Origin of the sequence: Candidatus Erwinia haradaeae, assembly GCF_900699015.1 — a bacterium.
In the GTDB taxonomy this organism is placed as follows: domain Bacteria; phylum Pseudomonadota; class Gammaproteobacteria; order Enterobacterales; family Enterobacteriaceae; genus Erwinia_E; species Erwinia_E haradaeae_E.
The window spans coordinates 83,437-107,108 of record NZ_LR217737.1; the positions used below are offsets into that span (position 1 = coordinate 83,437).

Here is a 23,672-nt window from a genome sequence, read left to right on the forward strand (position 1 = left end):
ATCGATATCTTTGATTTTGAGTAAGAAGAATAATGAGTATTAAGTTTTGAGATGTAGACTAGATTTATTAGGGATATATGTGGTTTTTTCATATTTATCTCTTTATATTTATAGTAAAATTAGTTAGATTTTGACTCTGTATGTCTATATGCGTATCAGATGTAAGATATTTATGGTTGGCCTGATAAGTTTAGATGGTTGAAATCATTATAGTACTCTAATATAATATATGTTAATAGCTTATTTATATTTTAGAATAAATATTCTATTTTTTAATTATTTTTATCTAGTGATATAATTTTGTTAAATGATATAGACTAAGATATGTTTAGACTAGTTGAGAAGACAATCAGCTGATTTAGGAATATCAGTGAAAGATTTATGAGATAGTCGATGTTGATCAGTAATCATTATTATAGCTTAGATCAACAATTATTTTTATAGTTAAATAGTATGCAAGTGTTATATCTATCTTGCATATGTTAAAAATAGAGAGTTAATGTATGAATTAGGTGATAAGGGATATTAGGTAATCTTGCTATTATTTAAAACTTGATGATCATTATCATTTGTAGGTTAGTAGATTTTTTAGTTTGTTTGTATATTAGGATGTGATTGGATTTAAAGAAACGGTATTAAGAATAATGTAGTGCTACATGAAAGAGATTGACTGAGCCTAGATTATAAATATTGTTAAATAAGTTTATTTTATATTTTGAAGTGTTTTAAAAGTTTATTTAATAAATTATTAAATAAATTACATAATTTATATTTTAATATCTACTAGATTTTAGGTATTAGAATTTAGAGTCTGTAGTCATGATTGTATTTTTGTTATTAAAAATAATATTTTGGTCTTAGCTGATGTTGTATTTGCATTTCTTATTAATATGGTATTGAATAAATAGTTTATAATTTATATAGTTTTAGTATTGTTTTTGTAATAGTGACTTGAATAAAGTTATCTAAAATTTTAATATTTTGAGATTTTAGTAAACAATATTAGTAATACTTTTCATTATAAACGTATTAGATGTTATTTTTTATGAATTAATTATATAGATAGTTTATATTTATTTTCTATTCGTTATTATATATCAATTCTATTGATAGAATAGAGAATAGGATCAATAATCTTAATCTATTAAAGGATTCCGAATCAAGGTCTATAATTATTATGAGTAAGATTGATATTGAATAATATCACATATAGATATCTTGGACATAGAATGTTGATTTCTTATAGAAATTTATAGAATCAGAAGTTATTCCATGAGTTTAATTTTAAACTTAGATTTTTTACAGAAAATTATTTTGAAAATTTATTTTGTAGTGAAGGATATTAGAAAAAAAAATATTAATTTTGAATTACGATTAGATTTATCTATAATTTTTGTATAGTCAAATGTGACTAGATTACGTGTTGTTCTATAGATTTATCTGTAAATATGGCAGATTCTAATCTTATTGGAAGAATGTATATTTGTTAAATACTTTTAATACTATAAAACTAATGTAGTTTGGTATCATATTGTAATTTTATTTTTTAGTGCATTGTATAATATTTTAGGTTGAGTGGTTTATTTTTAAGTGTGAAAATAGTAGATGTAATTATAATTTTTGATGTAAATATATATTATAATTGGGTGAAGTAATTTTTAATATGTGGTATATGAAATAGAGGGTGCATATCTTTTAGTAGTATATTGCATGTTTAGTTCATTAAAGTCTGCTAGACAATAATTTTTAGTATCATTATTCAATAATATTGTCATTAGTAATGATATTGTCTTAGATATACTGAATAGAAGAATTTTATTCTTTCTTTTTTGTCTTTACTATAAACTCATATAGTTGCTATTATATATTATTTTTATTTTTTTGTAATATTTCATATCGTTGATTGATTTTAGTATTTAAATTAGTATGACAAGATAAGTGATTCTGTATAATTTCTGATGATAAAGATAGTGATATTGGTTAGTTTTTACTGATTAGGTAACACGTTTGTTAGTATCTTAAAACTATGTTCAAAGAAATTTGATAGATATTTATCTATTTAGTATTAAAAGAAGGTTTGGTAGCTTTCTTAGTAGAATGAAGTGGTTATCTGGTGATTAATAATATTATGGAGTAATATTTTCATCGAGTATGTTGAGATGCATCGAGTTAGGTTGTATGATTTTTTAGAATCTGGATTCTATAAAGAATATGTATAATAATATGGTAAGAAATAAGAGAAAATAACAATACTTTAATATTTGTGTTTATTGTTCATTTTAACAATATATGAGAAATAGATGTTCATTGATGATAAATAATATATCTATTATTTATAATAAAAATATTTTGTATGAGTAGTAATCGTAATTAAAACTTTTCTTAAAATAAAAAGATAATACTAAATTATTTAAGGTTGTATTTAAAATATTTTGAGATTTATTTTTGATATGTTCTATCGATTTGATCTTATTTATATAAGTTGTTTATTTATAGATATAGTTAAATTTGAATTCAATTTGACATATTAAGAATGTCAGATGTAGGTTTGAATTATTAATCCTGTTTGTCTTGCTAATTATAAGATTTATGAAAATTATAAATTCTATTATAGATAGAAGTAATAGGTTTGTTTAGTTAATATTTAATATTTTATAAATAGTGATTTTATGGTGGATAATATAATTTATATTAATCCTTTTTTTATGAGATACTGGTATGGTATTCTTTTAGTTTTTTTAGTTATGAGATTATGTCCCATAAAGCGACAAAAGTTAGGAATATCACGGGTTGTTGACGGATCGTCAGCAAGAATAAATAGAGTTTCACCATCTTCTATATTTCGAATAGCTTGACGAATCACTATAATTGGTTCTGGACAACGTAAACCTTGAGTATCAAGGGTTATATGAGTGGAACTATATAAGTTATGCATCGATTATTCTCTTTAATGTTGTTATAATCACAGATTATATAAGGTTATTCAACACTGTTTGATTAAATCTATATCTAGAATGTAGATATATATTTTAGATATGGATCTAAAGTTGCATGTAGATACACATAATAGAGAAGAATAGTTAATTTTAGTTTTCAATAATATTGAAATATTCAAAGCATCATTCAATTTATTTTATTATCAATAAAATGTGTACTTCTAATCAGATTGTAAAATCATCTAGTTTAGACGAGTAGTAGCTAGAAAACAAGATCCTTAGATTAAAAGGAATACAATATATGATAAGCTATAATGCTTGGATTGCTCCAATATTTTGTTTGATGATTACTGCTAGCTGTTCTAGCCTGGATCAGGTTCTATATAGGCAAGATATTAATCAAGGAGATTGCCTAAGAACTGAAAGTATTACCAGAATCCGTATTGGTATGACTAAACAGCAGGTTTCGTATATACTAGGTAAATCAATAATTAATCATTCATTACAAAGTAATATTTGGCATTATGTTTGTAGGCAAGAATCACGATATCAACCGGTGCATCAACAAATTTTAATTTTAATTTTTGATAAAAATGATCATTTGATTAGTATGGATAATAAGGTATCTACCTTAATAAAAGATACTGATTTAAAAAAATCAATTTTAAGCTCTTGATTTAATTGGCTTAAGGTTTCTATCTAATCGGATCTGAATTAAAATGTTTATTTATTAAGTATTATTTTCTTAGTTTATATTATACTAGATAATATAGAATACAATATGATTCCAAAATCAATATTTTTATATTGATTATTTGTAATTAATTCTAGAGTTGGATTGAGTGATTTGCATGTGTATTCTTCTTTTATATAATTTATGATTACACATCCTTGATATATTTTGTTTCAAATGGAGTAAATTTTTAAATAAAATCAGTTAAAATGTTTAATCATAATTAGATTTGAAATCTATATTTCATAGTATGAATGATTTACTTGAATTTTAAAATTCTATCTTTATTTTTCAGTCACATTTATGATTGATTTTTTAAAAACTTACATTTTTAGTAAGGGAATAAATTTTTGTTTAATGTTTAAGTGCAATTGTTTTATCTAGATCAAATAATCTGATAGGATAGTCATATTATTTGTGCGAAGGGATCAGATCATTATTTTTATTTTTTATAAAATATTATAGTTTTCTTTTTATCTAAAAGTGGTTAGCAATCTTTTTAGGCAGTAAAACTGCATTACTTACACCCATAAATAGATAAGGTAAGATTTTTCCGTATGAGTCTAAAAGGATTTATTAATTATTATTTTATGAATCGTGCATCATCTATAGTTATTGTGAAAACTACAGGCTAAACGGTTACTGTACTTGATAAAGAGCGTTATAACGTAATTCTTCTTTCTCTAGAGTTAGCAGATAATCGTATGTTAGTGATTTTTAGAACTGGTTCTTGTTCAAGTCCCAAGGGTATTGTTTAACTAAATTTCTTAAAAACACTGGTATATCTGGTTGTTTAACTCTGATTTTGGATGATAACTGCCAGACCAAAGAAGGTTTTTGTCATCATCGTAGATGTATTGCTGAAAATACTAATTTACTGAAAATTTTTATAGAATATGCTTCTTGAATTGGTATAGGCATGTGACCCATTATTATTCAGTGGTTAACTTGCATTAATAATATAATCAGAATTAAAGAAAATATTGGAAAATTATCATGGATTACTTAACCACAGTTTCTGATTAAAGAAAATTTTATTTTAGTTAGTAGCGATAATCTTGCTGAACTAGCTTTTTTCAGTTAAACGGATATAGTTTTATCTCTGTGATCACTAATATTGCAGCTCGTGAAATATCCCAACTTTTCATTTAGCAAAGAAAAATAAGTTGTTATAAGATCGCTGTCTAAATTAGAGGTAAGTGAATCGCTATCAGTCATTATCTATAATGAATCTAATCTTCTTCTAATAAAATAGGTAGAAAACCCGACTACGATTAATAGAAATGGACGTGTTACGGTTTTCAATGACATCTCTAACGGGTTCGAGTTGTATTTTTTTCTGACCATGTTTGGTCCAGACACTTAGTTTGCTTTATATTTAATCGGTATATGTCGTTTATAAAATATCTTAATTAATGTATTGAATAGTTATAGATTGATGTTAATTCAGGATTTATATGCGATTTAAAAAAATTGAAGATATATTCACTAAATTAAAATTATATTTATACAGAGAACGTGAATAGATTTTTTATTATTATTTTCTTTATGGGATTAATATTTTTAGATTGACTTTAAAGGGGATAAGATCGTTGATTTGTATATAAGTCATAACTCAGTACTATTTTTATATACGTTTCAACTGAAATATAATAGTTTCTATAGAAAACTGTTTTCAAAAATTTTATGTAAAGATTTATTCATAATTAAAGTTATAGATATATAATCTAAATATGTAAACGAGTCATGAAAAGTAATTTATAGTTATTTTATTACAAAATAATCTATTCTTTTAGTTAAATAACAATATATTGCTATAATTATTTAGGATAAATTTTATAGGTTAATAATAAGTATGATTAAATATTTTTTAATGATGAGTACCTGAATTACTTAAAGGTTGAAGATTAAATTTTATTGAATAGGAATAGTTTGTTTTTCCATAAGTATATTGATATTCAATATATTAATATATTTTTATATGTATTTATTTATAGGTTTAATCAATGTTTGATAAAATAAATTTTCTAGTAAAAACTAGAATATATTCTAATTTAAGATCGGATGTAGAAATATAGAGGTTTATAGCAGACATAATACTAAATTAGATGAACGATATTGATAAATTTGATTCATTTAAATCATATCTAATGAATGAATTATTTGATAATAAGATTTATCAATATTGCATCTGTAATTTTATTTATAGATCTAAAATATGGATAATTAATCCAATATATGAAAATAGAGACATAAATGTAATGCTGTTCTCAAGGAAGAACGATCAGTTAAATAAAGTCTATTATTTCACTGATGGTTGAATCATTTTTACTTAATTCTTAGAATGATAATTTGATTAATATCAGGACGCTTGATTTGTTCTGTAAAATTATATTTGTGTAAGAATTCTGACTAAAATATAGGGGTATTAGTTGGTTTTTTTATTGCTTATTCTGTGTATATTGATTTCACAGAATACGTAGTTTTAGTATTTTATTAGATATCAGCGCCATCAATATTTATTAGACTCTACATATTTTAAGATAAGATAAATCAGGTTTCTCAAACTATATAAAACTCTTTCATTAATTAATTTTTTAGATAGCTTATTGATAGAATTTATAACGTAAGATTTTGATAGAGAATACATTCTGAGTAGAATATTTCAGAGAGAAAATACTTAAAATATAATATTAAAAATCATCATCCTATTTGGAGGCAGGTGTACATGATACAAAAGAAATATGAGTTATATCGAGGAAAAGTAAAAACGGTATATATTACTGATAATCCGGATTTATTGATAATTGAGTTTCGCAATATAGTTTCCGCCTTAGATGGTAACCGTTTTGAATATTTTGATCGTAAAGGTATGATTAACAATAAGTTAAATTATTTTGTCATGTCAATGTTAGAGAAAGCCGGGATACTAACGCATATAGAAGCTCTTTACTCTAAGAACGAGATTCTGGTGAAAAATTTAGATATGATTCCGTTAGAATGTGTTATACGTAATCGTGCTGCTGGATCTTTAGTAAAACGTTTTAGCTTAGTAGAAGGAGAGGTTTTAGATCCTCCAATTTTTGAGATGTTTTTAAAAAATGATGCTAAGCATGACCCATTAGTTAATGAGTCTCATTGTGAGACATTAAATTTAGTTAATGTCAATCATCTGTCTTATATAAAAAGTTTATCTTTTAAGATAAATCATCTTCTTAGTAGATTGTTTAATAACATAGGGTTGATTTTAGTAGATTTTAAATTAGAATTTGGAATTTTTCATGGTACAGTAGTATTAGGTGATGAGTTTTCACCCGATAGTGCACGTCTTTGGGATAAGATTACTTTAAATAAAATGGATAAGGATATATATCGTTATGGTTTGTCTGGTTTAATAGCTGCTTATGAAGATGTAGCTAATCGTTTGGGTGTAATACTGGATTAACATTTATAAATCTTGCTTTTTCTATATGATCTATTTTTAGATTGATTTATTATTTGGAATATCCTTAGATAAAAGCGATCTTATCTTTTTCATTGGTAGTACTAGAGATAGGTTGTATATATTGCAGTGATGATCATGTTTTTTATATATATAAAAGATTTTGTAGATATTTAAATTTATATTCAGTTTTAAAGTATTCATATTATTAATATCATGTTAATAACATAGTGATTAATAAGTAAAAGAGAGTGTATATGATAAATATTTATAATGAAACCAATTATTGTATTTGAGTGTTTTTATAAAAATAATTAATGGGTATGAGGAGATTAAGGCGGTAGACTACTATTCATTATAATGAGTGATATTGATATATCAGGCACCTGGACTGTAACTATGAGCTTATGTTCATATCAAAGACGCAAAAGAGTTGACAACATTGATTATTTATAAGCCAGCATAATCATTATGGTAGAATTTTGTATAATTTAATTAGTCTATCTAATTACTTTCTACAATTATCTATAAGTTCAACTTATAATATTACATAATAAATTTATAGAGTATTTTGGGTTTGTTTGGTGATGAGTTTTTGCATTAGAAGTACTTTCCAAATATAGATATATTGATTTGATAGAGTTCATAGATAATCCTATCTTTTATTTTTTTGATCTTTATTGTTATGGTTTCTTGTGTTCAGGTTATTTGGTTGCTCCAAACACCAAGATATGTCTTGTGATATCTCAGAACTTGATTGCAGAAAACTTTAGTGACAACAGTTCTTCTGACTATATTAGTATATTACTATACATAAAATCGCCGTTATTCTCTCAGATAATAGAAATATACGATGGGTGGTTTTTCTATATCTGAAGAAATAACAGATTAGTTTATGACGTTAATTGTAGAAAGAAAAATTCTGGAATTATTCCACTTAATGATATATTCAAGATTCAAGATGGAATCATAAAAAAATGAAAAATAGGAAGCTCCCTACAATCAGATTGAATCTATTACGAACAATGTTGTCAGTTTTTCTGAGTTATCAGAAAGAAAGGTATCTCTGGAGTTAATTGATGAGTTAATTAGTTATGGTAAGATGGCGTTTACTTTTCTTTTTTTGGAGTTTTTATCAGAATTAATTTCGGAAGAGGGGGATTGGATGCATAAAGAATAATATGTAGGAATTCTTGATTTGGTTGTGTAGATAAAAGTGTTTCAGATTTACGGTAGTGAGTTCATAACTGCGTAAAGTCATGAAATAGAGAATTACTAATTGTGACATAAGGATTTATTAGTCAAGAAGAAAGGGGGCAAAACTGCCATGCTTAGTCGTGGTTAAAGTAATTATACTGCAACTATGTTTGGTAAAGTCCTTCATTTAAATAGAATGAATATTTGGACAGATATGCTAGGTATTTGTATTACTAATCCAGATTTAGTCTCTTCTGCAAAATTTATTGAGGAAATAAAATTTAAAGAAGTTGTTGTTATGATTATGTTTGATGTGAAAATATTGCATTCATCAACATTAATTATCAGTATTACGCAGTGATATGTCAATATTTGTTGGATTTAGTCTCTCATCTATGAATAGAAGGGATGATAGCAAGAAACAAGACCAATGTCCTTCCTGTTTGTTCGTTTGATCACTTGACATAATAAGTAAATTTTATTAACACTGCGTAGCATGAATGTTTTGTATAATTATTATTATATTGATTAAGTATTCAGGATTTTCATATATCATAGTGTTTATTTAGATCTTATAATTTTTCTAAAGTAATTTTGTTATTGATGTTAGATTTTACTCATAGAAGATTTTCTAAAAAGAGAATCCTTACTAAAGACTTGTTAGATAATTTGTCTTCTATCTGGTATCTAGAGATAGAGGAGAACCTTGTATTGACAAGTAGTGTTGATAATAAGATTACTAGATCTTATTATTTTAGAAAAGAGATGTGAAGATTATTAGAGTTGTTTGATATGTTTCATGATATGTTATAGGTTCAGTAGGCCTACACTTTGTTATTTAATTCATAGTTATAATACTGAAAAGATCATGTAGATATTGCATAGAAAGATCTTAGAAGAGAAAATAACATAGAATTTATATTATAGGTAAACCACTATATACTGCAGGATTAGAGTAAGATGATCTGATCATTTTAAATTTTAATTTTTACTTTTTCTACACAGTGGTGTTGATGTTTTTAAAAAAAAGTTATTTTTTAAAAAAGTATTTTTCTATATTAAGAAAACTCCTTCTAGAGTTTACTGATGTAGGTTTGATTATATTATATATTATAATGATATAGATAATTGTGATTACTATCGTATATAGAATTTTGAATTAAATATTTAGTTGTTAAATACTATATATTTTATATGAATACATATATTATCGATTTTAATAGTCTTAATCGACTTTTTATGTGAATCAAGATAGATGATCTATATCATGGATCTTAGTTATTATTGCTGGATTTATAATTTAGTTATAATGCTTATTTTTATATAATATTTTTTATATTTTTAATGAAATCTGTATATATCAATAATAATTACGTTTAATAATATGGCATATTAATTAATAAAGTGTTCTTTAATTTTTTATAAAAATTTTAAGTTATTTATCAAAGAGGCTAAATATACCTAAAATAGATAAAATATTTATGGTAAAAAACAATGTTTTATTGTTAGGAGCATAATCTATATACTTTTATTGTTTTAACTAGTAGTCTTTACTAAAGACTAGTATCTTTTCAATTATCTCTATAAAAAGTGAATTAATATTGATTTGAAATGATACATATTATAATAGTTCAAAAGTAATTTCTTGTTTCTAATTTTTATTCAATTAAGTTGTTAATCTGTTTTATATGTTAACAATATTGTTGTGAAAAGTGAGTATTTAGGTATGGATATATTGATATATAATTTATATATTATAGCGATAATAAAGTTATGTCACAATCTATAGTAGTTTCTAGCGATAATTGGACTTTTTTTAGTTTTATTTTTTCTTCTGTGATTCTTTGTTTTATCATGCTTTTGGGATCTTGGTTTTTAGGTAGTACTCTAAGGGGTAGGCATACACATACACCATTTGAATCTGGTATTTCCTCTGTTCGAGGCGAGCAGTTGCGTGTATCAGCAAAATTTTATTTAGTGGCTATGTTTTTTGTGATCTTTGATGTTGAAGCTCTCTATCTTTATGCATGGTCAATTTCTATTCGAGAAAGTGGCTGGGTTGGTTTTATTGAAGCTAGCCTCTTTGTGGTAGTATTGATTATTAGTTTATTTTACCTAGTGCGAAGTAAAGCATTGGACTGGTCTCCCTCCTACCGAAACTTCAATATTGTATGTACTACTATTTCGCACGTTAAGAAAAGTCAAGACATAAAGTAAAGGTTAAAAATGGACTATATTTTGACTCGACCCAATCTAAAAAAGGAAGATGATTGCCATCCGTTTCAAACACAGGAGATTGTAGATGATCCTTTAGATAAATACGTTCATAAAAACGTATATCTCGGACAGTTAGAACATGCTGTACATAATCTTGTTAACTGGGGGCGCAAGCATTCTCTTTGGCCATTTAATTTTGGTTTATCTTGTTGCTATGTTGAAATGACTACTGCGTTTACGTCTGTTCATGATGTATCTAGATTTGGTTCAGAAGTGATTCGTTCTTCTCCGCGTCAGGCAGATTTTATGGTTATTGCAGGAACTTGTTTTATAAAAATGGTTCCGGTGATACAGCGTCTTTATGATCAAATGTTGGCGCCTAAATGGGTGATTTCCATGGGATCGTGTGCTAACTCTGGTGGTATGTACGATATATATTCAGTAGTACAAGGTGTTGATAAATTTCTTCCGGTAGATGTATATATCGCAGGATGCCCTCCTCGTCCAGAGGCCTATATACAGGCTCTTTTGCTGTTACAACAATCCATTCAACAAGAACGAAGACCATTATCATCTGTAATTGATGATCAGGGTGTCTATCGTGCTAATTTTGAGCCTGAAAGAGATAGAAAAAATGCAGAACGTATTGCTGTTACTACACTGAGAACGCCAGATCATGTTTAAACTATTAAATATACCATTCTATGGTAGACTAATAATCTTAGAATGAGATTTTATATTAATCTATACATAATATTTATATGGCGTGAGCGATATTAGTGATATTAGTTAGATGAATAATAATGATGAGCTAGTTATGATTAATTTAACTACGACAACCTCTATGAATCCACTATCTCAAGAAGATAGCCATCAGAATAATCCTATACTTGAAAATCTTTATAACCGATTCGGTAAACATGTTTTTAGTATACAAGAAACACAAATGGATTTAGTGGTGACGTGGGTTCAAAAAACACAGCTTATTGACATCATTGCATTTTTATATGAGTTAGCTAAACCATATATTATGTTATACGACTTACATGGAATGGATGAGCGTCATAGAGTTTATCGTACTGGATTACCAAAAGCAGATTTCTCGATTTTTTACCATTTTATCTTTATTAAAGATAATTATGATCTTATGATTAAAGTTGGCTTATTAGAAAGCGATTTAAGTATACCAACTATTAGCCATATTTTTTCTAATGCAAATTGGTATGAACGAGAAACTTGGGAGATGTTTGGTATTGATATTATTGATCATCCTCACCTAACAAGATTAATTATGCCACATGACTGGAAAGGATATCCCCTCCGTAAAGATTATCCAGCTCGTGCTACTGAATTTGACCCTTTTCAGCTTACAACAGATAAAGAAGACGTGTCTATGGAGTCCCTAATTTTTAAGCCGGAAGACTGGGGTCTTCGATCTTCTCGAGCACATGAAAATTTCATGTTCCTTAATCTTGGTCCTAATCATCCTTCAGTTCACGGAGCTTTTCGTATTGTTTTGCAACTTGATGGGGAAGAGATTATTGACTGTGTGCCGGATATTGGTTACCACCATCGTGGTGCTGAAAAAATGGGCGAACGACAATCTTGGCATAGTTACATTCCTTATACTGATCGTATTGAATACCTAGGTGGTTGTGTTAATGAACTTCCATATGTGATAGCAGTAGAAAAAATGGCTGGTATTACAGTACCTGAGCGTGCTGAAGTGATTCGTGTGATGTTATCTGAGCTTTTTCGTATTAATAGTCATTTGCTTTACATTTCTACATTTATGCAGGATGTAGGTGCTATGTCACCAGTTTTTTTGGCGTTTACTGATCGTCAAAAAATTTATGATTTAGTAGAAGCTATTACTGGTTTTCGTATGCACCCGTCTTGGTTTCGCATTGGTGGTGTTGCTCAGGACTTGCCGGCTGGTTGGAGTGATTTATTACGCAAGCTATTACTTTGGTTACCAAAGCGTTTAAAGATTTATTTAAAATCTACTTTAAAGAATTCTATTTTGATTAGTCGCGCAAAAGGTATAGCTGCGTATACTTTAGTAGAAGCACTGCAATGGGGGGTAACAGGTTCAGGTTTACGTGCGACAGGCTTGGATTTTGATGTGCGTAAATGGCGTCCTTACTCGGGTTATGAAAAATTTGATTTTGAAGTACCGATTGGTAATGGACTAAGTTGTGCCTATACACGTGTTATGTTAAAAGTAGAGGAGATGTACCAAAGTATCCGTATATTAGAGCAATGTTTGGAAAATATGCCATCAGGTCCATTTAAGGCGAGTCATCCCTTGACCACACCACCACCTAAAAAACGTACACTAGAGCATATTGAAACTTTAATAACTCATTTCTTACAAGTTTCATGGGGTCCAGTTATTCCTCCAAATGAGTCCTTTCAAATGATTGAAGCAACTAAAGGGATTAACAGCTATTATCTAACTAGTGATGGTAGTACAATGAGTTACCGTACACGCATACGGACGCCAAGTTTTCCGCATCTCCAACAGATTCCTTCAGTGATTAATGGTAGTTTGGTATCTGATCTCATTGTCTATCTTGGAAGTATTGATTTTGTTATGTCAGATGTGGATCGATAAAATGTATGGACAAAGAATTCCAATTAAAACAATGTATGAAGCTAATTGTTCTGAACTTAGCCTTGTGGAATACAATGCTATTATTCAGGAAATGAGTCATTATGAAGATGCTCGTGCGGTTTCAATTCAAGCGCTCAGCATTGTACAAAGACACCGTGGATGGGTATCTGACATTTTGATTGAAGCTATTTCTAGAGTATTAGGTATTTCGGCTAGCGACCTAGATGGAGTTGCAACTTTTTATAGTCATATTTACCGGACTCCAGTTGGTCGTTATGTTATTCGATATTGTGATAGCGTAGTATGTTATATGACAGGTTATAAGGGTATACAAAGCGCGTTAGAGTCATATCTTTGTATATATTCAGGAGAGACAACTAAAGATAAACGTTTTACTCTTTTACCAACTTGCTGTCTTGGAAACTGTGATAAAGGGCCAACAATAATGATAAATAATGATACTTATGTTTACGTTATGTCAGAACACATTTCTAAGTTACTGGAGCAATACGTATGAGGCAGGTGCTACGCGATGCTGAGACACATCCTTTGACTTGGCGATTAAGGGATGATCACCAGCCTATCTGGATAAAGGAGTATCGTAAAAATTATGGTTATAGTGGTGCAGAAATTGCTTTACGCACCATGACACCTAATGAAGTTGTTCAGATTGTAAAAGAGTCGGGGTTAAAAGGACGAGGAGGAGGGGGATTTCCTACTGGTCTGAAGTGGGGTTTGATGCCAAAAGATTTATCTATGAATATTCGATATTTATTATGTAATGCGGATGAAATGGAACCAGGTACTTATAAAGATCGTTTATTAATGGAGCAATTACCACATCAGTTACTAGAAGGTATGTTAATTAGTTCTTTTGCTTTGCAAGCACACCGTAGTTATATATTTTTACGAGGTGAATATGTTGAGGCAGAAGTGAATTTACAGCGAGCAATTAAAGAAGCTATTGGTGCTGGTTTTCTAGGAAAAGATATTCTAGGTAGTGGTTTTAATCTGGAAATTATAGTGCATATGGGAGCAGGTCGTTATATTTGTGGCGAGGAAACTGCATTAATTAATTCCTTAGAAGGACGACGTGCTAACCCACGTTCTAAACCACCATTTCCAGCTTTAGTAGGTGTGTGGGGCAAGCCAACTTGCGTCAATAATGTTGAAACTTTATCGAATATTCCTGCAATTTTAGTTAATGGTGTTTCTTGGTATAAGGGTCTCTCAAAGAGTAGTATTGACTCAGGAACTAAAATGATGGGATTTTCTGGTCGAGTACAAACACCAGGCGTATGGGAACTGCCATTTGGTACTACAGCGCGAGAGATTCTTGAAGAGTATGCTGGTGGTATGTGTACTGGTCTAAAACTGAAGGCCTGGCAACCAGGTGGCGCAAGTACTGATTTTTTAATTGAAAAGCATTTAGATTTACCAATGGAATTTGCTAGCATCAGTCAGGCTGGGAGTCGTTTAGGAACAGCGTTAGCAATGGCAGTAGATCATAAAATTAATATGGTATCGTTAGTCTTAAATTTAGAAGAGTTTTTTTCTCGTGAATCTTGTGGATGGTGTACACCTTGTCGAGATGGTTTACCATGGACTGTGAAGATTTTACGTGCTTTGGAGTTTAAAAAAGGGCGGAATGGGGATATTGAAACTTTACTACAACTCTGTTCTGATCTTGGGCCAGGTAAAACGTTTTGCGCTCATGCTCCGGGAGCAGTAGAGCCTCTACAGAGTGCAATTAAGTATTTTCGACAGGAGTTTGAAGCCGGTATAACATTAGAATAAATACACGGTATGTACTCATAGCATTACAGAGATCTATCTTAAATTTGTGTTAGTTGAATAGGGCGCTTTTTATAAGCATAACATGTTAATACTATATTAGCTTGATAGCAGCAGGTGTATTATGTCTACAATTTATGTAGATGGACAAGAATATAAGGTACATAGTTCAGATAATTTGTTACATGCTTGTTTGTCTTTTGGATTAAATATTCCTTATTTTTGTTGGCATCCAGCTCTTGGTAGTGTTGGCTCCTGTAGGCAATGTGCAGTCAAGAAATACAAAAGTGCCACAGATTCTCGCGGTCAGCTAGTAATGTCTTGTATGACCCCTGCTGATGATGGAAGCTGTATTTCTATTAATGATACTGAAGCACAAGAATTTCGAAAAAGCATGATAGAATTACTGATGATTAATCATCCGCATGATTGTCCAGTATGTGAAGAAGGGGGGCATTGTCATTTACAGGATATGACGGTGATGAGTGGTCACAGTTTACGTCGTTATCGATTTACAAAACGAACACATTATAATCAGAATTTAGGTCCATTTATTGCTCATGAAATGAATCGATGTATTTCTTGTTATCGTTGTGTTCGTTATTATAATAATTATGCTGATGGAAATGATCTAGGTGTATATGGTGTGCATGATAATATATATTTTGGTCGTATTAGTGATGGTGTATTAGATAGTGAATTTTCAGGTAATTTAGTAGAAATTTGCCCTACTGGGGTATTTACTGATAAAACTCATTCTGAGTGTTATAATCGTAAATGGGATATGCAATTTGCGCCTAGCATTTGCCAACAGTGCAGTATTGGTTGTAATATTAGTCCAGGTGAGCGTTATGGTGAACTTCGTCGTATTGACAATTGTTATCATGGCATGATAAATCAGTATTTTCTTTGTGATCTAGGTCGATTTGGTTATGGATACGTAAATCTAAAAGATCGGCCGCGTTCTGCAATCAAGCGTGATAGTCATGGTGTAATTGCATTAAATAGCGATGAGGCGGTTCATTTTGCTTCTACTATGCTGTGTAAATCGAAAAAAGTTATTGGTATTGGTTCAGTTCGTGCAAGCATAGAAAGTAATTTTGCATTATTTTCTCTTGTAGGGAAGGAGAACTTTTCTTCTGGAATGCCCGAAGGGGAGCAGTCTTGTTTAAATTTAATCCTTCAAATCTTGCGTAATAGTGGAATTCATACTCCATCATTACGTGAGATTGAAAGTTATGATGCAATTCTTATTTTAGGTGAGGATCTTACTCAGACTAGTGCGCGCATGGCGTTATCAGTACGTCAAGCAGTCAAAGGTAAAGCTAGTGAACTTGCCTTGCAACGAAACGTATTAGGATGGCATAGTGCTGCGATTGGTCATATTGGTTTAGGAGCTCGATATCCTCTTTTTTTAACTAATGTTGATGTTACTCGATTAGATGATATTGCAAAATGGACTTACTATGCACCGGTAGAAGATCAGGCTCGTTTTGCATTTGCCATTGCTCATAGGTTAGATGATAGTGCTCCACCAGTGCCTGATCTTGATAAAAACGTATCTAATTATGTTGAAATGATCGCTCAGACATTTATTAGTGCTAAAAAACCATTAATTATTACTGGCACTCATTCTGGAAGTGCAGAAATTATTCAGGCAGCAGCTAATATAGCTAAAGCATTAAGTAGGCGTTTATTGAATGTAGGGATTAGCTTAGTTTCATCTGCATCTAACAGTTTAGGTTTAGGTCTAATGGGTGGTCACTCATTAAATCAGGCTTTGAAAAAGCTGGGGTCTGGTGAGTCAGATACAGTTATTATTTTAGAAAATGATTTATATCGTCATGCTCCAAAATATATTGTTGATGATGCATTGAGTAATGCACGGGCTGTGATTGTGTTAGATCATCAGTATACTCGGACAACTAATAGAGCTAGTTTAGTTTTTTCTAGTGCTAGTTTTGCAGAAAGTGATGGCACAGTAATTAATTACGAAGGACGTGCTCAACGTTTTTTTCAGGTATATGATCCATCTTATTATAATGATAAAATTGAGGTTTTAGCAAGTTGGCGTTGGCTTCATTTCATTCAATGTGCTATGAACGGTTCGAAGACAGCATTGTATAACTTAGATGATATAATTAATGATTGTATCTTATCTTTTCCATCTTTAGCTGGCATTAAAAAGGCTGCACCAAATGCTGATTTTCGGATTTTCGGTCAAAAGTTATCGCGTTCACCTCATCGATTTAGTGGACGCACTGCAATACGTTCGGATATTAGTGTTCATGAGCCACGTCAACCTCAGGATCTGGATACTATGTTTGCTTTTTCCATGGAAGGAAATAATCAACCAGATGCCCTTCGATCACATATTCCGTTTGTTTGGTCTCCAGGATGGAATTCTCCGCAGGCTTGGAATAAATTTCAAGATAAAGTAGGAGGGCATCTGCGTAATGGGGATCCAGGTCAGCTGATTTTTAAAAAACAGAATCGAAGATTAGACTGGTTTACAAATATTCCTAAAAGCTTTGTAAGATCTGTTAAGTCTTGGCGTATATCGCCTTACTTTCATTTATTTGGAAGTGATGAAATGACTCAGAAGTCCTCAGTCATCCAGCAACGTATGCCTAAGCCTTACTTGATGATTAATTTTAAGGATGCGGAGATTCTTCAAGTACATGAAGGTGAGTTGCTAGAATTTACTTGTTACGGAGAGACTATATGTCTTCCTGTATCTTTATCAAGTCAATTACAGTGGGGGCAAGTAGGTTTGCCTTTAGGTTTTCCAGGTATAGGGGTTTTTTTACGCGGAGCGGATATTAGTAATTTGCGTCGTGTGCTCTAATCAGTTAGTTCATTAGATAAGTGAATGTTATGACTATCCTTATAGTGAAATCTATATTAATTTTATTAGTTGTTGTTGGATGTGGCGCATGGATGAGTTTTGGAGAACGGCGTCTTCTTGCTCTTTTCCAGAATCGTTATGGGCCAAATCGAGTGGGATGGGGCGGGTCATTACAAATAGTCGCCGATATGATTAAAATTTTTTTTAAAGAAGATTGGGTTCCTTCTTTTAGTGATCGTTTTATTTTTATTTTAGCACCTATGATTGCTTTTACTTCTTTATTAATGGCAATGGCTATTGTACCAATTACTTCTACTTGGATGGCAGCAGACTTAAACATTGGTCTTTTGTTCTTTTTAATGATGGCAGGTTTGTCAGTTTATGCGATATTATTAGCTGGTTGTTCAAGTCGTAATAAATATTCACTTCTAGGTGCTATGCGAGGTGCAGCTCAGACTTTAAGTTATGAGGTGTTTTTGGGGTTATCTTTAATGGGAGTAGTGGCACAGGCTGGGTCTTTTAATATGCTCCAGATTGTTTATAGTCAAATTCATATGTGGAATATTATCCCACAATTTTTAGGTTTTTTAACTTTTTTTGTTTCTAGTCTTGCGGTTTGCCATCGTCATCCATTTGATCAGCCAGAAGCTGAACAAGAATTGGCGGATGGTTATCACATTGAATATTCTGGAATGAAGTTTGGTCTTTTTTTTGTAGGCGAGTATATTGGTATCATTACAGTCTCTTCTATGATAGTCACATTATTTTTTGGTGGATGGTATGGGCCATGGTTATCACCGATTTTTTGGTTTTTAATAAAAACAGCTTTCTTTATTATGATTTTTATTTTAATTCGTGCTGCGTTACCACGTCCACGATATGACCAAGTAATGTCGTTTGGATGGAAAGTGTGTCTACCTTTAACACTCTTAAATCTTTTAGTCACTGCCTGGGTAATTTTATGTAAATCGTAGGATAAGGGGTTTTAATGAGAGTAAAAGATCTGATGATTGGTCTTGGTACCATTTTTCGTAGTATTTGGATGACTGCTGCTCGTATTTTTTCAAAACGCGAAACACTGATGTATCCAGATGAGCCTGTGTATTTACCACCGCGTTATCGTGGTCGGATTGTTTTAACGCGTGACCCGGATGGAGAAGAACGCTGCGTAGCTTGCAATTTATGTGCTGTAGTCTGTCCAGTAGGCTGTATTGCGTTACAAAAATCCAAGAAGATGAATGGTCGTTGGTATCCGGAATGGTTTCGTATTAACTTTTCTCGATGTATTTTTTGTGGCCTTTGTGAAGAAGCCTGTCCCACTCATGCTTTGCAGCTTATCCCAGATTTTGAGTTAGCTGAATTTAAGCGTCAGGATTTGGTTTATGAAAAAGAACACTTGCTTATTTCTGGTCCAGGAAAATATCCGGAGTATAATTTTTATCGGATAACAGGCTTGGCGATTCATGGTAAAGATAAAGGTTTTGCTCAATCTGAAGTTCAACCAATTTCAGTTAAAAATTTGTTGCCTTGACAGGAGTCAAGCATGGAGTATCTATTTGATTTATGTAGTTTAGTAGCAGTGTTATCCACTATTTGTATTATCAAGAATCATAACCCCATACATGCTTTATTATATCTTATTGTTTCATTTTTATCTGTATCTGGTGTATTTTTTTCATTAGGTGCTTATTTTGCTGGTGCACTAGAAATTATAGTATATGCTGGTGCAATTTTAGTTCTTTTTGTATTTGTAGTTATGATGTTAAATTTAGGGAGATCTGAAAATAAACAGGAAATAGATTGGCAAAGATTAAATATCTATTTTGGTCCATGCCTTCTGTCAATTATTTTATTTGGGATTTTAATTTATGCTATTTTGTCCATAGGAGATAAAAGTATCGTAAGTACGATTATTGACGGAAAACAGGTTGGAATAGAGCTTTTTAGCTCCTATCTACTAATTGTAGAATTAGTGTCTATGATTTTATTGTCTGGGTTGGTTGTAGCTCATCATATTGGCCGTGAATCGCATACAGATGCTATTACATGCAATCATGTATCTAACCTAGTAAAATCTAAGCAGGAGAGATAAAGATCGTGTATCTACATCATGGATTGATTTTAGCTAGTGTCCTATTTTGCCTAGGTTTGATAGGTGTTATGTTGCGTCGTAATTTACTTTTTATATTAATTTCTCTTGAAATTATGATGAATGCTGCTTCATTAGCTTTTGTAGTAGCGGGTAGTTATTGGCAACAGGTTGATGGTCAGATAATGTTTATTTTTGCGATTACTCTTGCTGCAACTGAGAGTAGTATCGGCTTAGCGCTCTTGTTACAATTATATCGTCATACTCAGAATATTAATATTGACACTCTTAGTGAGATGCGTGGATGAACTTTCTTTATTTAACTATTTTATTTCCTTTAATTGGTTTTTTATTATTATCTTTTTCTGGTAGTCGATGGGCAGACAATGTAACCGCAATTGTTGGTTTATCATTTGTTGGTTTATCAGCAATCACTACAGTTTATATTGGTCTTGATTTTTTACGTCAAGGTTATCCGGTATTTCACCAGGTGTTGTGGACTTGGATGCAAGTGCAACAATTTAAGATTGATATTCAATTAACACTAGATGGGTTATCACTCACTCTTTTATCAATCGTAACTTGTATAGGATTTTTTATTCACTTATTTGCATCTTGGTATATGAGAGGGGTCGAGGGTTATGCTCGTTTCTTTGCTTATACTAATTTGTTTATGGCTAGTATGACTGTATTGGTGTTAGCAGATAATTTATTATTAATGTATCTTGGATGGGAATGCGTTGGTCTTTGTTCCTATTTGTTAATTGGTTTTTATTATTCTAATTCTACTTATGGCGCAGCGGCAATTAAATCGTTTATTATGACTCGTATAGGTGATATTTGTTTTATAATTGCATTATGTATTTTATATTACGAATTAGGTACATTAAGTTTGCATGAAATGGTATCCTTACTTCCAATTCATTATGCTGCTTTTGATCATCATGATATGCTATCCTTGGCTACTATTATGTTAGCAGGTGCTGCAATAGGAAAATCTGCTCAGATACCTTTACAGACTTGGTTGAGTGATGCAATGGTTGGACCTACTCCGGTCTCTGCATTAATTCATTCTGCTACTATGGTTACAGCTGGGGTTTATCTTATTGCTCGTACTCATTCCTTTTTTCTCATTACGCCAGGTATATTAAATTTTATAGGTGGAATAGGCGCGTTTACATTACTTTTAGCTGGTTTATCTGCTTTAGTGCAGAATAATATTAAGCGTATATTAGCATATTCAACTATGAGTCAGCTTGGGTATATGTTTCTTGCACTAGGAGTACAAGCCTGGGAGGCAGCAATATTCCATTTAATGACCCATGCTTTTTTTAAAGCGTTATTATTTCTTGCTGCTGGTTCAGTTATTCTTGGTTGTCAGAATGAGCAGAATATTTTGAAAATGGGAGGGTTGCGTCATCGTATGCCTTTAGTTTATATGTGTTTTTTAGTTGGTGGTTCATCTTTATCAGCTATACCGATTTTAACCTCAGGTTTTTTCAGCAAAGAGGAAATTTTGGCTGGGGCATTAGCTCAAGGTAGTTTTAAACTAGTGATTGTAGGATTGATTGGAGAATTAATAACTGCTCTCTATACTTTTCGAATGATTTTTATGGTATTTCATGGTAAAGAAAAACTGATTTATATAAAAAAACGTCAAGGTATTGCTCATCATTTTCCACTAATTATTTTATTAATTCTTTCCACATTTATTGGTTCGTGGATTACTTTGCCGCTTGCAAGCGTTTTTCCAGGAACAAGTGTTTTATCTACTAGTGATAAGTATATTTTAGAGTTGATTTCAGCTTTGGTGGTAATATCAGGTTTCTTGATATCGGCTTTGCTTTGGTTGGGTCAACCTAATTTAGTTAATATTATAGCTCATAGTAGATTAGGTCGTCTTTTTTCTATGTGGTGGTTTTTTGCTTGGGGTTTTGACTGGTTATATAAGCGAGTTTTTGTAAATAGTTATTTTTGGGTTTCCCGTCTTGTATCAGGTGATCCGTTAAATACGTTAATCAGTATTCCAGCTTCTTTGCTTATTGCTGGACAAAAGAGTTGGATATTAAGCGCAAGTGGTTTCCTGTCTTGGTATCTTATTTCCATAATTTCTGGTGCGCTATTACTAATTATTTTTCTAATTATATAGTAAAGATAAGATCTATTTATATCATAATTAGGTATTATAGTAGATATTTTTCTCTAAAAAATAAAAAGAAATATTATTTTACATAGAAAGAGTTGTTTTTTTAGAAATATAATAGGAAAGATACATTTATGCTATTGCCTTGGCTTATTGCACTACCCTTTATTGGCGGTGTTTTCTGCTGGTATTCCGAAAGACTTGGAAAGTCATTTCCACGATGGATTGCTTTAATAGTTATGGGTCTAATGTTAATATTGTCTCTGTTATTATGTTCTCATATTAGTGAGGTAATGTTGCAGACACGGGGATATCCGCAGTGGCAGTTGCAGTTTTTTGTTCCATGGATTCCACGTTTTGGAATTAATTTTCATTTAGCTTTAGATGGCCTATCATTAATTATGATAGTTCTAACAAGTTTTATAGGAATATTAGCAATTCTTTGTTCATGGAATGAAATTAATAAATCACACGGTTTTTTTCATTTTAACTTATTGTGGATTTTATCTGGTGTAATTGGTGTATTTTTGTCTATTGATTTGTTTTTATTTCTATTGTTCTGGGAGATTATGTTAGTACCGATGTATTTACTCATAGTAATATGGGGTCATGAAGATTCAGTTAGTAAAATAGGTGTTAAAGTTGGAACTAAGTTCTTAATTTATAGTCAGCTGAGTGGATTATTTATGTTAATCTCTATTTCAGGATTAGCTCTAGTTCACTATCATGCTACAGGTGAGTTGACTTTTGATTATGAATATTTATTAAATACTCCGATGCTTCCTGGTATTGAAAAATTATTGATGATTGGTTTTTTTATTGCATTTGCGGTAAAAATGCCAGTTGTACCTTTTCATGGTTGGTTACCAGATACTCATGCTCAGAGTCCAACATGTGGTTCAGTTGATTTGGCAGGAATTTTATTGAAAACCGCTGCCTATGGTTTGCTTCGTTTTGTGTTACCATTGTTTCCTCATGCTTCTTCTGAATTTGCGCCTATTGCTATGTCTTTAGGAGTTATTAGTATTTTTTACGGTGCTTTTGTAGCTTTTTCGCAATATGATATTAAGCGTTTGATTGCTTATATTTCTATTTCTCATACGGGATTCTTATTAATAGCAATTTATAGTGATAGTTATATATCGTATCAAGGGGCAGTAATTCAGATGGTCGCGCACAGCCTGTCCGTTGCTGCATTGTTTATTTTATGTGGGCAAATTTATGAACGCTTGAATACTCGTGATATGCGAAATATGGGTGGTTTATGGTCCCGTATAAAATGGTTACCAGGATTTTCTTTATTTTTTATTATGGCTAATCTTGGGATACCAGGGACCGGTAATTTTATTGGTGAATTTATGATTTTAGTTGGCAGTTTTTACCATTCTCCTATTTTTAGTGTTATTGCGGCATTGAGTTTAATATTTGCTTCAGTATACTCTTTATTTATGATGCAACGAATTTACTATGGAGTAGCTAATTCATTAATATCCTTGTCAGATATGTCACCGCGAGAATATCTAATGATTTTAGCACTTGTAATATTGTCATTATGTTTAGGTATTTATCCTCAACCGATATTGGATATGTCTGATGCTTCAATAATCAATATTCATAATTGGTTGACCACTGCTATTTCAATTATAAGGTTGTAAG

At 30.9% G+C, this 23,672-nt stretch carries 14 protein-coding genes and 2 pseudogenes; 15 read left to right on the plus strand and 1 reads right to left on the minus strand.

The annotated features are described in order from the left end of the window. Positions 1–2,686: 2,686 nt before the first annotated feature. Positions 2,687–2,935, minus strand: a complete 249-nt coding sequence (gene tusA, locus ERCIPICE3303_RS00260) for a sulfurtransferase TusA (RefSeq protein WP_157990769.1) — start codon at positions 2,933–2,935, stop codon at positions 2,687–2,689. Between the two features lie 302 nt (positions 2,936–3,237). On the opposite strand from tusA, the gene bamE reads away from it, so the two are divergent. The 15 genes and pseudogenes from bamE (at position 3,238) to nuoM (ending at position 23,671) form a co-directional block, all read left to right on the plus strand. Further along, positions 3,238–3,612, plus strand: a complete 375-nt coding sequence (bamE, locus tag ERCIPICE3303_RS00265) for an outer membrane protein assembly factor BamE (protein WP_157990770.1) — start codon at positions 3,238–3,240, stop codon at positions 3,610–3,612. Positions 3,613–6,400: 2,788 nt separating this feature from the next. After that, on the plus strand, positions 6,401–7,114 hold the full coding sequence (purC, locus tag ERCIPICE3303_RS00270) for a phosphoribosylaminoimidazolesuccinocarboxamide synthase (RefSeq protein ID WP_157991268.1): 714 nt from the start codon (positions 6,401–6,403) through the stop codon (positions 7,112–7,114). 1,354 nt (positions 7,115–8,468) lie between these two features. After that, a pseudogene (locus tag ERCIPICE3303_RS00275) lies at positions 8,469–8,669 on the plus strand (amino acid kinase family protein); the annotation flags it as partial. A 1,412-nt stretch (positions 8,670–10,081) separates the two neighbouring features. Next, positions 10,082–10,525, plus strand: a complete 444-nt coding sequence (gene ndhC, locus ERCIPICE3303_RS00280; protein WP_157990772.1) for an NADH-quinone oxidoreductase subunit A — start codon at positions 10,082–10,084, stop codon at positions 10,523–10,525. 9 nt (positions 10,526–10,534) lie between these two features. Continuing rightward, the gene (locus tag ERCIPICE3303_RS00285; RefSeq protein ID WP_157990773.1) at positions 10,535–11,209 is read left to right on the plus strand and encodes a NuoB/complex I 20 kDa subunit family protein; all 675 of its coding nucleotides are present in this window, start codon (positions 10,535–10,537) and stop codon (positions 11,207–11,209) included. Positions 11,210–11,369: 160 nt separating this feature from the next. Continuing rightward, a complete protein-coding gene (nuoC, locus tag ERCIPICE3303_RS00290) occupies positions 11,370–13,142 on the plus strand; it encodes an NADH-quinone oxidoreductase subunit C/D (RefSeq protein WP_416046615.1) in 1,773 nt (590 codons plus the stop codon). 1 nt (position 13,143) lies between these two features. After that, positions 13,144–13,659: an NADH-quinone oxidoreductase subunit NuoE gene (gene nuoE / locus ERCIPICE3303_RS00295; RefSeq protein WP_157990774.1), complete on the plus strand. Its 516-nt coding sequence runs from the start codon at positions 13,144–13,146 to the stop codon at positions 13,657–13,659. Further along, positions 13,656–14,927: pseudogene (gene nuoF, locus ERCIPICE3303_RS00300) on the plus strand (NADH-quinone oxidoreductase subunit NuoF); the annotation flags it as partial. The gene nuoE and the pseudogene nuoF, both read left to right, overlap by 4 nt. Positions 14,928–15,060: 133 nt before the next feature. After that, positions 15,061–17,784 (plus strand): NADH-quinone oxidoreductase subunit NuoG, encoded by a 2,724-nt coding sequence (nuoG, locus tag ERCIPICE3303_RS00305; RefSeq protein WP_157990776.1) that lies wholly within the window; start codon positions 15,061–15,063, stop codon positions 17,782–17,784. Between the two features lie 29 nt (positions 17,785–17,813). Continuing rightward, on the plus strand, positions 17,814–18,758 hold the full coding sequence (gene nuoH / locus ERCIPICE3303_RS00310; RefSeq protein ID WP_157990777.1) for an NADH-quinone oxidoreductase subunit NuoH: 945 nt from the start codon (positions 17,814–17,816) through the stop codon (positions 18,756–18,758). Positions 18,759–18,772: 14 nt separating this feature from the next. Continuing rightward, positions 18,773–19,315, plus strand: a complete 543-nt coding sequence (nuoI, locus tag ERCIPICE3303_RS00315) for an NADH-quinone oxidoreductase subunit NuoI (RefSeq protein ID WP_157990778.1) — start codon at positions 18,773–18,775, stop codon at positions 19,313–19,315. A 12-nt stretch (positions 19,316–19,327) separates the two neighbouring features. Further along, a complete protein-coding gene (gene nuoJ, locus ERCIPICE3303_RS00320; protein ID WP_157990779.1) occupies positions 19,328–19,876 on the plus strand; it encodes an NADH-quinone oxidoreductase subunit J in 549 nt (182 codons plus the stop codon). 2 nt (positions 19,877–19,878) lie between these two features. Beyond that, entirely contained in the window at positions 19,879–20,181 is a 303-nt protein-coding gene (nuoK, locus tag ERCIPICE3303_RS00325; protein WP_157991270.1) for an NADH-quinone oxidoreductase subunit NuoK, read from the plus strand. Next, the gene (gene nuoL / locus ERCIPICE3303_RS00330; RefSeq protein WP_157990780.1) at positions 20,178–22,022 is read left to right on the plus strand and encodes an NADH-quinone oxidoreductase subunit L; all 1,845 of its coding nucleotides are present in this window, start codon (positions 20,178–20,180) and stop codon (positions 22,020–22,022) included. The genes nuoK and nuoL overlap by 4 nt, the downstream gene beginning before the upstream one ends. Positions 22,023–22,150: 128 nt before the next feature. Continuing rightward, complete coding sequence (gene nuoM, locus ERCIPICE3303_RS00335) at positions 22,151–23,671, plus strand: NADH-quinone oxidoreductase subunit M (RefSeq protein WP_157990781.1); 1,521 nt, start codon at positions 22,151–22,153, stop codon at positions 23,669–23,671. Position 23,672 lies beyond the last annotated feature (1 nt).